This is a genomic window from Duganella sp. Leaf126, assembly GCF_001423125.1.
In the GTDB taxonomy this organism is placed as follows: domain Bacteria; phylum Pseudomonadota; class Gammaproteobacteria; order Burkholderiales; family Burkholderiaceae_D; genus Rugamonas.
The window spans coordinates 342,062-356,654 of sequence record NZ_LMNW01000001.1; the positions used below are offsets into that span (position 1 = coordinate 342,062).

The following is a 14,593-nucleotide window of genomic DNA, read 5'->3' on the forward strand; positions in this document are numbered from 1 at the left end:
GCCGGCGCCTCTTTCCCGGATCAGGGTATGATCTCGTCCATGACGCCCAATATGATCGATGAAGTCCAGCTGCTGCGCGCGCAAATCGCCGCGGCGGCCGCGCGCCTGATCGCCGGCGACGGCGCCGACTATGGCACGGCCAAGCGCAAGGCTGCCCGGCAAGTCATGGGCGACCAGCAAGTACCGGCCCATGTGTTGCCCGATAACGCCCAGATCGAAGCGGAAGTGCGCGTGTACCAGTCGCTGTTCCACGCCGACACCCAGCCGGCGCGGCTGTTCCGGCTGCGCACGCTGGCCGTGGAAGTGATGGAGCAGCTGGCCCAGTTCAACCCGTTCCTGACCGGCGCCGTGCTCGGCGGGACTGCCGGCCCGCACGACGACATCCATTTACAGCTGTTTGCCGACAGCGCCAAGGAAGTCGAGATTTTCCTGCTCAACCGCGAGGTCCAGATCGAGATATCGGAGTCGCCCCATTTCAAGGGACCGCGCTACGAGCCGGTCGAGACCGTGAGTTTTCTCTGGCGCCAGGAAGGCGTGCATGCGGAACTGTACGAGCTTGACGATTTGCGCGGCGCGGTCAAGGCGCGCGGCGACAAGGCGCAGCGCGCCGACATCGCTGCCGTGCGCGCCCTGCTGCACTCCACGAACACCCCTACCACCTCCTACCCTGTCCATGAATAAAAAACATCTTGCCGTCTATGCCGGCGTGGCCCTGCTGTTTGCCGCTTCCGGCGCCTATGTCGGTATGAAAAAACAGAACGCCGCGCCCGTTACCGCCACCGCGCCGGCAGGCGTGACCGGTCCGGTACACACGCTGCTGGCGCAAACCATGCCCGACGCGGCCGGCAAGCCGACGGCGCTGGCCCAGTACCAGGGCAAGGCCATGCTGGTCAATTTCTGGGCGACCTGGTGCGCACCGTGCGTACAGGAAATGCCGGAGCTGTCCCGGCTGTCTGCGGGAGAAGCGGGCAGGAAGCTGCAAGTTATCGGAATCGGCATCGATTCGCCAAGCAATATCGCCGAATTTAGCGCCAAATATAAGATCACCTACCCGGTGCTGGTGGCCGGCATGAGCGGCACCGACCTCTCGCGCCAGTTCGGCAATGTCAACGGCGGCCTGCCATTTACGGTGTTGATCGGCGCCGACGGCCAGGTCAGGAAGACTTATCTGGGCAAGCTGAAGTTTGACGAACTGCACAAGGATTTGGCAACGCTGTAAGCGGACAGCCGCTGCGCACGCGTATTTTTTTCTCTTGCCAATGCCCGCACTTGGCGGCAAAATGCGAAACTTTCGCGGAAAACGGTCACGAACATGGCAAAAAAACTCCTCCTCCTGAACGGTCCCAACCTGAATTTGCTGGGCACCCGGGAGCCGGAGATTTATGGCGCCACCACCCTGGCCGAGGTCGAACAGGCAGCGCAGGCCCAGGCGCAGGCGGCTGGCGCCAGCCTGGCCTGCTTTCAGAGCAATCACGAAGGTGCGCTGATCGACCGCATCCACGCCGCCCGTGGCGAGGGCGTGGAGGCCATCGTGATCAACCCGGGCGGACTGACGCACACCAGCGTGGCGCTGCGCGACGCCCTGGCGGGGGTCGCCATCCCGTTCGTGGAAGTGCATTTGTCAAATATTTACCAGCGCGAGGCGTTTCGCCACCACTCATTCCTGAGCGCGATCGCGTGCGGCACGATCTGCGGACTCGGTATCGAAGGATATCGGTTTGCCATCGACTTCGTTCTTAAAAAGCGATAATCTACGCGATCTGCGTGCAATTTAACGCGGCTCCGCCTAACAGGCAGCGCCGCCATCACTTAAAAACAAGATATACCTGGGGGTTACATGGATCTACGCAAGCTGAAGACCTTGATTGATTTGGTCGCAGAATCCGATATCGCAGAGCTCGAAGTGACCGAAGGCGAAAGCAAGGTCCGCATCGTCAAATCGTCGGCCATGCCGCAAAACCAGATGGTGATGATGCCGCCGCAAGGCATTCCTCAGTACCAGGCAGCGCCGGCGCCAGCGGCCGCCCCGGTCGCAGCTGCTGCTGCACCGGCCGTGGCCGCCGAGCCGACCGGCCACATCGTCAAGTCGCCGATGGTCGGCACCTTCTACCGTTCGTCGGCGCCCGGTTCGCCGGCCTTTGTCGAAGTGGGCGCCACCGTCAAGGAAGGCGACACCCTGTGCATCATCGAAGCGATGAAGCTGCTCAACGAAATCGATGCCGACAAAGCCGGCACGATCACCCAGATCCTGGTCGAGAACGGCCAGCCGGTCGAGTTCGGCCAACCGCTGTTTGTGATAGGCTAAGACGGCTCCAGGGCCCGGGCCGCCGCACTGCCGGCACCGGGCGCGCCATCTTCCGCATCCCCTCCTTACTTGATGTGTCCGGCCGTCAGCCGGTGATCACAGAAATACGCGAACCTACCATGTTTGAAAAAATCCTCATTGCCAATCGTGGCGAAATTGCCCTCCGCATCCAGCGCGCCTGCCGCGAACTGGGCATCAAGACGGTCGTGGTCCACTCGGAAGCGGACAAGGACGCCAAGTACGTGAAGCTGGCCGACGAGTCGGTCTGTATCGGCCCGGCGCCATCGTCGCTCAGCTACCTGAACATGCCGGCCATTATCAGCGCAGCCGAAGTGACCGACGCCGAAGCGATCCACCCCGGTTACGGCTTCCTGTCGGAAAACGCCGACTTCGCCGAGCGCGTGGAGAAATCGGGCTTCGTGTTCATCGGTCCGCGTTCGGAATCGATCCGCATCATGGGCGACAAGGTATCGGCCAAGCAAACCATGATCAAGGCTGGCGTGCCGTGCGTGCCGGGCTCGGAAGGTGCGCTGCCCGACGACCCGAAAGCGATCGTGCAGATTGCCCGCAAGATCGGCTACCCGGTCATCATCAAGGCGGCCGGCGGCGGCGGCGGACGCGGCATGCGCGTGGTGCACACGGAAGCGGCGCTGATCAATGCCGTGGCCATGACCAAGACCGAAGCGGGCACCGCGTTCGGCAACCCGGAAGTGTACATGGAGAAGTACCTGGAAAATCCGCGCCACGTGGAAATCCAGATCCTCGCCGACGAACACAAGAACGCCGTCTGGCTGGGCGAACGCGACTGCTCGATGCAGCGCCGCCACCAGAAGGTGATCGAGGAAGCGCCGGCGCCGGGCATCCCGCGCAAGCTGATCGAAAAGATCGGCGACCGCTGCGCCGAAGCCTGCCGCAAGATCGGCTACCGTGGCGCCGGCACGTTCGAATTCCTGTATGAAAACGGCGAGTTCTATTTCATCGAGATGAACACCCGCGTGCAGGTCGAGCACCCGGTCACCGAAATGATCACCGGCATCGACATCGTGCAGGAGCAGATCCGCATCGCCTGCGGCGAGAAGCTGCGCTTCCGCCAGCGCGACGTCATGCTGTCGGGCCACGCCATCGAGTGCCGCATCAATGCCGAAGACCCGTTCAAGTTCACGCCGTCGCCAGGCCGCATCACGTCGTGGCACGTGCCGGGCGGTCCCGGCGTGCGCGTCGATTCGCACTCGTACGCCGGCTACTACGTGCCGCCGCACTACGACTCGATGATCGGCAAGGTCATCACCTACGGCGCCACCCGCGAGCAGGCGATCCGCCGCATGCAGATCGCGCTGTCGGAAATGGTGGTGGAAGGCATTTCGACCAACATCCCGCTGCACCGCGAGCTGATGATCGACGCACGCTTCATCGAAGGCGGCACCAACATCCACTACCTCGAGCACAAGCTGGCCGACATGCCGGAACTGAACAAGCTGAGCCTGAACCCGAAAGCACCGCAATGAGCTGGACCGAAATCGTCATCGAGGTTGCGCGCGAACACGCCGAAGCCCTGTCCGAAGCGCTGATGGACGTCGGCGCCCTGTCGGTGTCCGTCGAGGATGCCGACGAAGGCACCGACGCCGAGAAGCCCCTGTTCGGCGAGCCCGGCATGGAACCGGCCGAAGCGGCCTGGGACCACAGCCGCGTGGTGGCGCTGACCGACGAAGCGGACGACCAGGCCGTGATCGTGGCAGCGGCCGCCGGCCAGATCGGCCTGGCATCGCTGCCCAAATTTACCACCCGTACCGTGGAAAACCAGGACTGGGTGCGCCTGACGCAGTCGCAGTTCGCCCCCATCCACATCGGCAAGAACATCTGGGTCGTGCCGAGCTGGCACGAAGCCCCGGACCCGGACGCCCTGATCCTGGAACTCGATCCGGGCCTGGCCTTCGGCACCGGCAGCCATCCGACCACGCGCCTGTGCATGGAATGGCTGGAAGCGCATCCGGCGCCCGGCAAGACCGTGCTCGACTACGGCTGCGGTTCCGGCATCCTGGCCATGGTGGCCAAGAAGGTCGGCGCCGGCCAGGTGGTGGGCGTGGACATCGATCCGCAAGCGATCGAATCGGCGGCCGACAATGCCCAGCGCAACCACTGCGAGATCGCCTACTTCCTGCCCGACACCTTCGCGCAGTCGGCGCACGCCGAGCAGAAGTTCGACATCGTGGTAGCGAATATCCTGTCGAGTCCCCTGAAGCTGATGGCGCCGATGCTGTCGGGCCGTGTCGCCCCCGGTGGCGCGCTGATCCTGTCCGGCGTGCTGGCGCGCCAGGCCGAGGAAGTCGCGGCCGCCTACGCGCCGTTCATCAAGCTTGGCGTCTGGGCCGAACAGGATGGCTGGGTCGCCCTGCACGGCCGCCTCGGCAGTGACGTGGTTCCCGCCGCGCGTTAAGCGAGCCCCATGGCGCTTGCCACCAAATGCCCCCACTGCAACACGATATTTCGGGTCGCCCAAGACCAGCTGAAGTTACGTGGGGGCATAGTGCGCTGCGGCGCCTGCAACCAGGTTTTCGACGGCAACGCAGCGTTGCTGGAGCCGCTGGCGCCGGTGCCGGTGGTCGAACAGCCTCCGGTGGCCGAGCCGGTTCAGGTAGGCCGGGCTGCAGCGGATGCCGACCTGCAGACTGACAAGGCGGCGGAACCCGCGCCAGCGACCGAACCGGAACCCGAGCCAACGACCGAGCCCGACAATATCCCAGAGCTTCAGTCCGAGTTGAAGCCCGAGTTTGAGTCCCAGTTTGAGCCCGAATTTAAGCCCGAGTCTGCACCCGAGTTTAAGCCCGAGTCTGCACCCGAGTTTAAGCCCGAGTTGAAGCCCGACACCGAGGCTGAGAGCGTCTCCTTCCCCGAACCGGCACCACTGCCCGAACCACCGTCAGCGTCTGTACCAGCCCTGCCGCCCGATCCGGCGCTGGGGCCGGCGCCAACTGCCGCACCGTTCACCGACGCTGGCGCACCGCAGCTGCTTGCCGGCGACACGCTGTCCGAGGCGGAGCTGCAGGCTGCCATCGAAGCCGAACTGGCAGCGCTGGACGCGCGCATGGCTGCCGCCCAGCCGGCGCCTGCGCTGACCGCCGCAGCTGCCGCGACGGTGGCGCCACGCGGCGATGCGCGGCGTGGCGACGCGCGGCGTGGCGACGCGCGGCGTGGCGACGCGCGGCGCGAACCCACGCTCGATGACGTGGCGGAAACCCGCCGGCCCGACGAACTCGACGAAGAAGACGAGCAGGCGCTGCTGCAACTGGCAGCCGGCCGCGCCGCGGCCGACGATATTCCGCCCAGCCACACGCTGCTGCGCACCGCGTCGGCGCCGCCCGAAGACCGTTACTACGGGCCCGAGTTCCACAGCACCGAGCTGCTGATCGCCGCGCCCGTGGCAGAGCGCCACAGCCTGGAGCCGTCCATGGCGGCCGGGACGGCGGCCGCAGGCGCGCACCAGGGCACGGACCACGATATGGACCACAGCGCGGATCAGCTGACGCCCCCGCAAGCCGACGACGAACCGGGCTTCGTCAAGCGCGAACGCCACCGCGAGCGCTATGGCCGCACCACCACCGTTGCCCTGTGCATCGGCATCGTGCTGATGGTGGGCGCACTGGTGGCGCAGGGCCTGACCACGTTCCGCAATCCGCTGGCAGCGGCCATGCCGTCGCTCAAGCCGGCGCTGGTGGCGGCCTGCAAGACGCTGGGTTGCAAGGTGGAGCTGCCGTCGCAGATCGACGCGCTGGCCATCGAACAGGGCGAACTGCAAACCCTGAGCGAGAACACCTTTTCGTTTGCCACCGCGCTCAAGAACAGCAGCGGCACGGCCCAGGCCTGGCCGCACATCGAACTGGTGCTGGACGACGCCAACGACAAGACGGTGTTGCGCCGGGTGTTCGCGCCACGCGATTATCTCGATCCCGGGGTCGATATCGCCCAGGGTTTTCCCGCACGCAGCGAACAACCTGTCAAACTCTACTTTGAATTGAAACAGTCCCGCGCGTCGGGCTACCACATCGCAGTCTTCTACCCATAAAGAACATCATGACCCAGACCTCCCTGATTTGCGGCTCGCTCGCGATCGACACCATCCTGCACTTCCCGGGCCGCTTCGACAGCATCCTGCTGGCCGACCAGCTGCACAAGGTCAATGTGTCGTTCCTGGCGCCGTCCATGCGCACCGAGTTCGGTGGCTGCGCCGGCAATATCGCCTACAACCTCAAGCTGCTGGGCGGCGATCCGCGCATCGTCGGCGTGATGGGCCAGGATAACGCCGCCTACATGGCGCGCCTGGCCAGGCTCGGCATCCCGGCCGACAACATCCTGATCAAGGAAGATGCCTACAACGCCCAGTGCTTCGTCACGGCCGACCAGGACGGCAACCAGATCAACGCCTTCCACCCGGGCGCCATGTCGTACGCGCACGAGAACGAGATCGCCAAGGCCGGTCCGGCCGCGCTGGCCATCATTTCGCCCGATGGCCACCTGGGCATGCAAAAGCACGCAGCCGATCTGGTCAGCCTGAACATCCCGTTCATCTTCGACCCGGGCCAGCAGCTGCCGATGTTCAACGGCCAGGAACTGACCGCCTTCATCGACCAGGCCACCTATGTCACCACCAACGACTATGAAATCGAACTGCTGACCGAGCGCACCGGCCTGAGCGTGGCCGACATCGCCAGCCGCGTCGATGCGCTGATCATCACCCGCGGCGAACAGGGTTCGGAAATTTACACCAACGGTGAGCGCATCGATATCCCGGCCGTGCCCGCCACCGCAGTGCTGGACCCGACCGGCTGCGGCGATGCCTATCGCGCCGGTCTGCTGTTCGGCATCACCCGCGGCTGGACCTGGGACACCACGGGCCGCCTGGCCAGCCTGCTCGGCGCGATCAAGATCGCCAGCAAGGGCGCCCAGAACCACAGCCCGACTGCAGCCGAGATCGCCGACCAGTTCGAAGCGGCGTTCGGCTACCGCTACTGAGCTTGCGCAGCGACGTCAAAAAGCCCGCGCCGGTCTGCACCGGGCGCGGGCTTTTTTCATGGGCGCCCGGTCAGCGGCCGTTGAAGGCCAGGCCCAGCAGCAGCTGCGCGATCTGCAGCAGGATCAGCGCCACCAGCACCGACAGGTCGAGATTGCCGATCGGCGGCACCACCTTGCGGATCGGACGCAGCAGCGGCTCGTTGAGCGCGCGCACGAACGGCGCCAGCGGCGCATGCGGATTGATCCAGCTGAAGATCACCTCGATCACCAGCAGCGCCATGAAACCGTACAGTATCCACGACAGGAAGCGTTCGAACGCTGCCAGCAGCACCAGCTGCACACCCCAGCCGGCCAGGAAGAACACCGAAGTTGCCAGCAGCACGACCAGGAAGGCGCCGATCAGGCTGGCCCAGTCGTAGCCCCCCATGCCCGGCACCACGCGCCGCAGCGGGCGCACCAGCCAGTCCGACAACTGGAACGTGAATTGCGCCACCTGTGCCGGCGGGCGCACGCGGATCGCCTGCATCCAGAAACGCAGCAGCAATGCCGAACCGAGCAGTACCGCGATGGCGTCGACAATCAACTTCACTATAGTTAAAAGCACGGGGTTCCTCCAATAAAAAAGCCGCTGTGTGATTGTCTCACACAGCGGCCCGATTGCCTCAGCGGAAGTCTTCGATCAGGAAGGACGGGTGCTGGTGGGGAACGGCCATGCGGCGGCTGGGGCCAGCACGGTTTTGGCGGCCGGCGCAGGCGTGGCGGCCGGTGCGGCAGCCGGCTTGACGGCAGCTTCCTTCGGCGCGGCAGGCTTTTTAGGCGCAGCGGCTTTCTTCACTGCCGGTGCTGCCGGTGCCGATGCCGATGCGGCTGGCGCTGCGGCTGGTGCTGCTGCGGCAGGCGCTGCTGCGGTGGCCGGTTTTGCAGCGGCATTTTTTACTGCGGTGCTTTTTGCAGCAGGCTTGGCGGCGGTGCTTTTTGCAGCAGGCTTGGCGGCGGCGGTTTTTGCAGCTGGCTTGGCAGCTGGTTTCGCTGCAGCCTCAACCGGCTTTTTTGCTGCTGGCTTAGCCGCAGCCTTTGCAGCCGGTTTGGCTGCTGCTTTTACTGCTGGTTTGGCGGCGGCTGCTTTTTTGGCGGCTGGCTTGGCAGCGGTCTTGGTCGCGGTCTTGGCGGCGGCCTTCGGTGCGGCCTTGCTTGCGGTCTTGCTTGCGGTCTTGCTTGCAGCCTTAGGTGCTGCCTTGGTGGCGGCCTTCGGTGCTGCCTTGGCGGCGGTCTTCGGTGCAGCTTTGGCGGCTGGCTTGGTCGCGGTCTTCGCTGCAGTCTTGGCGGCCGGCTTGGCAGCTGCCTTCGATGCAGTTTTAGCGGCTGGCTTGGCGGCGGCCTTGGTGGTGGCTTTGGCGGTGGTCTTGGCGGCTGGTTTCGCTGCCGACTTGGCGGCTGGCTTGGCAGTCGATTTGGCGGCGACCTTTTTAGCGGCCGGCTTGGCAGCTGCCTTTTTCGCTACCGGTTTGGCGGCGGTGGTCTTGGTGGCGGTGGTCTTGGCGGTGGTCTTGGTGGCGGTCTTGGTCGCGGTTTTCGGTGCAGCTTTGGCGGTGCTCTTCGCAGCCGGCTTGGCGGCGGTGGTTTTCTTGGCTGCCGGTTTTGCTGCGGCCTTGGTGGCGGCCTTCACTGCTGGCTTGGCGGCTGCAGCTTTCTTCGCGACTGGCTTGGCGGCGGCCTTCGGTGCTGCCTTGGCGGCTGGCTTGGCGGCGGCTTTGGTTGCGGCTTTTGGTGCGGCCTTCGCTGCTGGCTTGGCGGCGACGGCTTTTTTCGCGACAGGCTTCGCTGCTGCCTTGGCGGCTGGCTTGGCAGCGGCGGCCTTGGCGGCGGCCGGCTTTTTGGCCGTGGTGGTGGTGGTGGCGGCGGCTTTAGCTGCCGGCTTCTTTACTGCTGGTTTCTTTGCGGCGGATGCCATAACTAGTTCTCCTTCATCGGGGATGGGAAAATTCACATACAAGATTTAAAACCCGTCCGACCCCGGATTGGGCCAGGCGAATTATTCATCGGCGCAAACGATGGCGGTTGCGCTAATGAATTCGGCACTAGCTGAACTGCTGCATCTCCTCACAAGTGCAGCGCTTCAGCCATCAAGCTGGCGCCGTCCATGGCAGGTACGGCGTGCAGCATAAAATCTTGTTGCGACGTGTGCGGCAGGTCGGGCGTATGCTCAGCTCCATGACCTTCGTCGCAGCCACCATCGCTGTCGATTCAAACAAAAAACCGCCCGGCCTGAACCCGGTCAGGCAAGACGGTTGTTCGAAAACGGCGTGGTCTTGTGCATAAATGTGAATCGGTGTCCCGTATCGCTGTCGTGCAGTCGGTATTTACATACACGCTTTTTCATGTTCGTAAAGTACACGAAAACCTTATCGGTGCGCAACCAGCACGGCAGCGAATCGCCGGCTTTTTTGGTTCATATGCTCGGCATTTCACATACGTGCCGCGCTGCGCGTTCGTCATACCGCGCCGTCGCCCCGCATCGGCTGCGCGCCACCGGTCCGCACAGCGCGCCCGCCGCGCCGCGAGAAAACTTCCCGCTTCAAAGCGCACCAGTCTGCGCCTGGGTGTCTGCGATTGGCGGCCGGCGCTGCACGCGCCGCGCACCCACCGCTTGCGACTCCCGCAGCACCCGCGCACCGACTGCGCATTGCCCTCACCTGCCATTTTCAAATTCGTCGCGATTATGAGACAGAGTCCGGGGAATGGCAAGCACAATGCAGTGGTGCGCCGCATGGGTACTGCATGCGGGAGATGCGCGGCACGCGCGCGCCTCGGCAAGAACCCTTGTGGGCATTGGCGCGCTTCGAAGCGGTGCGACTGCGTGGGCATGCGCGCCGGTCGTTCGCCGACGCTATGACTTCAGCTGGCATCCATCGTGAACGACTATCGTGCGCCGTGAACGGCAGCCCCGCGACGAAAAAAAACCCGGCGCAGAAGGCCGGGTTTTTTTGACGACGGGGAGCGGATCTTCAGTCCCAGTTCAGCGCGCCGCCGGTCTGGTATTCGATCACGCGGGTCTCGAAGAAGTTGCGCTCTTTTTTCAGGTCGATCATTTCGCTCATCCACGGGAACGGATTCTCTTCCTGGTCGAACAGCGCCTCGAGGCCGATCTGGGTCGCACGGCGGTTGGCGATGAAGCGCAGGTAGCCCTTGAACATGGTGGCGTTCAGACCGAGCACGCCGCGCGGCATGGTGTCTTCGGCGTACGCGTATTCGAGTTCCACGGCTTTCAGGAACAGCTGCTTGATCTCTTCCTTGAAGGCTGGCGTCCACAGCAGTGGGTTTTCCATCTTGATGGTATTGATCAGGTCGATGCCGAAATTGCAGTGCATCGATTCGTCGCGCAGGATGTACTGGTACTGCTCGGCGGCGCCCATCATCTTGTTCTGGCGGCCCAGCGCCAGGATCTGGGTGAAGCCGACGTAGAAGAACAGGCCTTCCATCAGGCAGGCGAACACGATCAGGGACTTGAGCAGCTGCTGGTCGCTTTCCACGGTGCCGGTGGTGAAGGCCGGGTCGGTCAGCGTGTCGATGAACGGGATCAGGAATTCATCCTTGTCGCGGATCGATTTGACTTCGTTGTAGGCGTTGAAGATCTCGGCTTCGTCCAGGCCCAGCGACTCGACGATGTACTGGTAGGCGTGGGTGTGGATCGCCTCCTCGAAGGCCTGGCGCAGCAGGTACTGGCGGCACTCGGGCGCCGTGATGTGGCGGTAGGTCCCCAGCACGATGTTGTTGGCGGCCAGCGAATCGGCCGTCACGAAAAAGCCGAGGTTGCGCTTGACCAGGCGGCGCTCGTCCTCGGTCAGGCCGTTCGGGTTCTTCCACAGCTCGATGTCGCGCTGCATATTCACTTCCTGCGGCATCCAGTGGTTGGCGCAGCCGGCCAGGTATTTGTCCCAGGCCCATTTGTATTTGAACGGTACCAGCTGGTTGACGTCGGTTTTGCCGTTGATGATGCGCTTGTCGTCGGCGTTGACGCGGCGCGCCACCTGCTCGGCGGTGCCTTCGCTTGCCGGCGCGGCGTGGATGGCCGCTGGTGCGGCCGGGGTGGTGTCTTCGTCCCAGGAGAGCGACATGATGTGGTTCCTTCTATATATATGTAGGGTCCCGGCTATCCGGGACGGCGGTGCGGAGGCTGGCGGTGCATGGACGCGGCTGCAGGTGCAGCCGGGGTCACGGCACCGTGGCGGATTACTGGCAGGCTTCGCATTCCTCGAAACCGTCGTCGCCGGGACGCAGGTAGCAGGCTTCGCCGTCGGCTTCGTCGGCCGAGGCGGCGACGGCGGTTGCTGCGGCAGCGGCAGCAACTGGTGCCACCGGCGCCACCGGCGCGGCAGCGCGGGCGCTGGCCGACATGCCGCCGTCGACTGCCACGGCATTCAGGGCGCCGGTCTTGGACGTCGATTTCTCGGTGTGGGTAGCCGACGTGGTGCGCAGGTAGTACGTGGTTTTCAGGCCGCGCAGCCAGGCCAGCTTGTAGGTCTCGTCGAGCTTCTTGCCCGACGCGCCGGCCATGTAGATGTTCAGCGACTGGGCCTGGTCGATCCACTTCTGGCGACGCGACGCTGCTTCCACCAGCCAGCTCGGCGACACTTCGAAGGCGGTGGCGTAGATGTCGCGCAGGTCGTCCGGGATGCGGTCGATCTTGGTCAGCGAGCCGTCGAAGTATTTGAGGTCGGCGATCATCACCTCGTCCCACAGGTCGCGCGCCTTCAGGTCGCGCACCAGGTAGCTGTTGATCTCGGTGAACTCGCCCGACAGGTTCGATTTCACGTACAGGTTCTGGAAGGTCGGCTCGATACAGGCCGAAACGCCGATGATGTTCGAAATCGTGGCCGTCGGGGCGATCGCCACGCAGTTCGAGTTGCGCATGCCGAACTTGGCGATGCGCTCGCGCACCGGGGTCCAGTCCATGCTCGACGACAGGTCCTGCTCCAGGTAGCCGCCGCGCTCTTCGGCCAGCAGGCGGATCGAGTCCTGCGGCAGGATGCCGCGGTCCCACAGCGAACCCTTGTACGAGGCGTAGTGGCCGCGCTCCTCGGCCAGCTCGGTCGAGGCCAGGTAGGCGTAGTAGCACACCGCTTCCATCGAGGTGTCGGCAAAGGTCACGCACTCCTGCGAGGCGAACGGCACGCGCATCATGTGCAGGCAGTCCTGGAAGCCCATCACGCCCATGCCCACCGGACGGTGACGCATGTTGGCGTTACGTGCCTTATCGACGGCGTAGTAGTTGATATCGATGACGTTGTCGAGCATGCGCATCGCGGTGCGGATGGTTTTCTGCAGCTTGACGTGATCGAGCTTGCCTTCTTTCATGTGGGCCGGCAGGTTGACCGAGCCGAGGTTGCAGACGGCGATTTCGTCGGGACCGGTGTTCAGCGTGATCTCGGTACACAGGTTGGAGCTGTGCACCATGCCCACGTGCGACTGCGGCGAACGGATGTTGCACGGGTCCTTGAAGGTGATCCACGGGTGGCCGGTTTCGAACAGCATCGACAGCATCTTGCGCCACAGGTCGAGCGCGGCGATCTTCTTGAACACGCGGATCTCGCCGGCGGCAGCTTTGGCTTCGTACGCGACATACGCCCGTTCGAAGGCCTTGCCGACCAGGTCGTGCAGGTCCGGGGTATCCGATGGCGAGAACAGCGTCCACTCGCCCTTTTCCATCACGCGCTTCATGAACAGGTCGGGAATCCAGTTGGCCGTGTTCATGTCGTGGGTGCGGCGGCGGTCGTCGCCGGTGTTCTTGCGCAGGTCGAGGAATTCTTCGATGTCCATGTGCCAGGTTTCCAGGTAGGCGCAGACCGCGCCCTTGCGCTTGCCGCCCTGGTTGACCGCGACGGCAGTGTCGTTGACCACTTTCAGGAACGGCACCACGCCTTGCGACTTGCCGTTGGTGCCCTTGATGTGGGCGCCCAGGGCGCGCACCGGGGTCCAGTCGTTACCGAGGCCGCCGGCAAACTTGGCCAGCAGCGCGTTTTCCTTGATGGCGTCGTAGATGCCTTCGAGGTCGTCCGAGACGGTGGTCAGGTAGCACGACGACAGCTGCGAGCGCAGCGTGCCCGAATTGAACAGCGTCGGCGTGGACGACATGAAGTCGAACGACGACAGCAGGTGGTAGAACTCGATGGCGCGCGCTTCGCGGTCCTGTTCGTTGAGCGCCAGGCCCATGGCCACGCGCATGTAGAACGCCTGCGGCATTTCGATGCGCACGTCGCGCACGTGCAGGAAGTAGCGGTCGTACAGGGTCTGCAGGCCGATGTAGCCGAACTGCAGGTCGCGGTCGGCCACCAGTGCACGGGCCAGGCGGTCGAGGTCGAACTCGGCCAGCTTGGCGTCGAGCAGTTCGTTTTCGATGCCCTTGGCGACGTATTGCGGGAAGTAGGTCAGGTACTCGGCAGCGGCGGCGCCCTGCGCGACTTCCTTGCCGAAGACTTCCTTGCGGATCGTGTGCAGCAGGATGCGGGCCGTCACCTGCGAGTAGGCCGGGTCTTTTTCCATCAGCGCGCGGGCAGCCAGGATCGCGGACTTGTGCAGCTCTTCGACCGGCACGCCGTCGTACAGGTTTTTCAGGGTTTCAGCCACGATGGCGTCGGCATCGACGTGCTTTTCCAGGCCGATGCAGGCGGCGTTGATCAGGCTCGTGACCCGCGAGATTTCCAACGGCTTGCGCTCGCCGTTTTCCAGCACGTGGATCTGCGGCGCGGTGATGGCGGCAGCGCCGCCCTGCGCGGCCTTGGCGGCGCGGCGCTCTTCCATGTGCTTGGCGCGGTACAGCACGTAGGCGCGGGCCACGTCATGCTCGCCCGAGCGCATCAGCGCCAGTTCCACCTGGTCCTGCACGTCTTCGATGTGGAAGGTGCCGCCCGAAGGCTGGCGGCGCACCAGGGCCGAGACGACGCTGTCGGTGAGCTGCTCTACCAGTTCGCGGATGCGCGCCGAGGCAGCACCCTGGCCGCCGTTCACGGCCAGGAAGGCCTTGGTCATGGCGATCGCGATTTTCGACGGTTCAAACGCGACGACCGCGCCGTTACGGCGGATGATGCGGTAGTCACCGAGATCGCTGGCAGCCGTGGACGGGCTGCTGGCGGCGCTCGCAGCGGCTGCTGGGACCAGCGCTGGATTGAAGGTGGTGTCTTGAGTAGATTGCATTGAAGCTCCCCGATAACGGCGTGCAGCCATGCTGCGCGTCGTATGTTGTAAATAAAATGGCAAACAAGATGGCAAAGATACAGCGTGCAG

At 64.2% G+C, this 14,593-nt stretch carries 12 protein-coding genes and 1 pseudogene; 9 read left to right on the top strand and 4 right to left on the bottom strand.

What is annotated here, in order from left to right:
- Positions 1-39: 39 nt before the first annotated feature.
- From ASF61_RS01395 to ASF61_RS01430, 9 genes and pseudogenes are all read left to right on the top strand, one after another.
- The gene (locus tag ASF61_RS01395; RefSeq protein WP_056151189.1) at positions 40-681 is read left to right on the top strand and encodes a hypothetical protein; all 642 of its coding nucleotides are present in this window, start codon (positions 40-42) and stop codon (positions 679-681) included.
- Positions 674-1,219 carry a TlpA disulfide reductase family protein gene (locus ASF61_RS01400; RefSeq protein ID WP_056150393.1) on the top strand — a complete coding sequence of 182 codons (546 nt, stop codon included), beginning with the start codon at positions 674-676 and terminating at the stop codon, positions 1,217-1,219. Before ASF61_RS01395 ends, ASF61_RS01400 begins: the two co-directional genes overlap by 8 nt.
- 93 nt (positions 1,220-1,312) lie before the next feature.
- On the top strand, positions 1,313-1,750 hold the full coding sequence (gene aroQ, locus ASF61_RS01405; RefSeq protein WP_056150395.1) for a type II 3-dehydroquinate dehydratase: 438 nt from the start codon (positions 1,313-1,315) through the stop codon (positions 1,748-1,750).
- An 87-nt stretch (positions 1,751-1,837) separates the two neighbouring features.
- Entirely contained in the window at positions 1,838-2,305 is a 468-nt protein-coding gene (gene accB, locus ASF61_RS01410) for an acetyl-CoA carboxylase biotin carboxyl carrier protein (RefSeq protein ID WP_056150397.1), read from the top strand.
- Between the two features lie 119 nt (positions 2,306-2,424).
- Entirely contained in the window at positions 2,425-3,810 is a 1,386-nt protein-coding gene (gene accC, locus ASF61_RS01415; protein WP_056150399.1) for an acetyl-CoA carboxylase biotin carboxylase subunit, read from the top strand.
- Positions 3,807-4,739, top strand: coding sequence for a 50S ribosomal protein L11 methyltransferase (prmA, locus tag ASF61_RS01420; protein ID WP_056150401.1), 933 nt, complete (start codon positions 3,807-3,809; stop codon positions 4,737-4,739). The genes accC and prmA overlap by 4 nt, the downstream gene beginning before the upstream one ends.
- A 9-nt stretch (positions 4,740-4,748) precedes the next feature.
- Positions 4,749-4,817: pseudogene (locus ASF61_RS24300) on the top strand (MJ0042-type zinc finger domain-containing protein); the annotation flags it as partial.
- Positions 4,818-5,156: 339 nt separating this feature from the next.
- Positions 5,157-6,365, top strand: coding sequence for a DUF3426 domain-containing protein (locus ASF61_RS01425; RefSeq protein ID WP_229205694.1), 1,209 nt, complete (start codon positions 5,157-5,159; stop codon positions 6,363-6,365).
- Positions 6,366-6,373: 8 nt separating this feature from the next.
- Positions 6,374-7,312, top strand: a complete 939-nt coding sequence (locus tag ASF61_RS01430) for a carbohydrate kinase family protein (RefSeq protein ID WP_056150405.1) — start codon at positions 6,374-6,376, stop codon at positions 7,310-7,312.
- A 70-nt stretch (positions 7,313-7,382) separates the two neighbouring features.
- On the opposite strand, the gene ASF61_RS01435 is transcribed toward ASF61_RS01430, so the two are convergent.
- From ASF61_RS01435 to ASF61_RS01450, 4 genes are all read right to left on the bottom strand, one after another.
- Entirely contained in the window at positions 7,383-7,895 is a 513-nt protein-coding gene (locus ASF61_RS01435) for a YggT family protein (RefSeq protein ID WP_056150408.1), read from the bottom strand.
- A 96-nt stretch (positions 7,896-7,991) separates the two neighbouring features.
- Positions 7,992-9,263, bottom strand: coding sequence for a hypothetical protein (locus tag ASF61_RS01440; protein WP_056150410.1), 1,272 nt, complete (start codon positions 9,261-9,263; stop codon positions 7,992-7,994).
- A 1,054-nt stretch (positions 9,264-10,317) separates the two neighbouring features.
- Entirely contained in the window at positions 10,318-11,427 is a 1,110-nt protein-coding gene (locus ASF61_RS01445) for a ribonucleotide-diphosphate reductase subunit beta (RefSeq protein WP_056150413.1), read from the bottom strand.
- A gap of 115 nt (positions 11,428-11,542) precedes the next feature.
- Positions 11,543-14,503, bottom strand: a complete 2,961-nt coding sequence (locus ASF61_RS01450) for a ribonucleoside-diphosphate reductase subunit alpha (protein ID WP_056150416.1) — start codon at positions 14,501-14,503, stop codon at positions 11,543-11,545.
- Between the last annotated feature and the right edge of the window lie 90 nt (positions 14,504-14,593).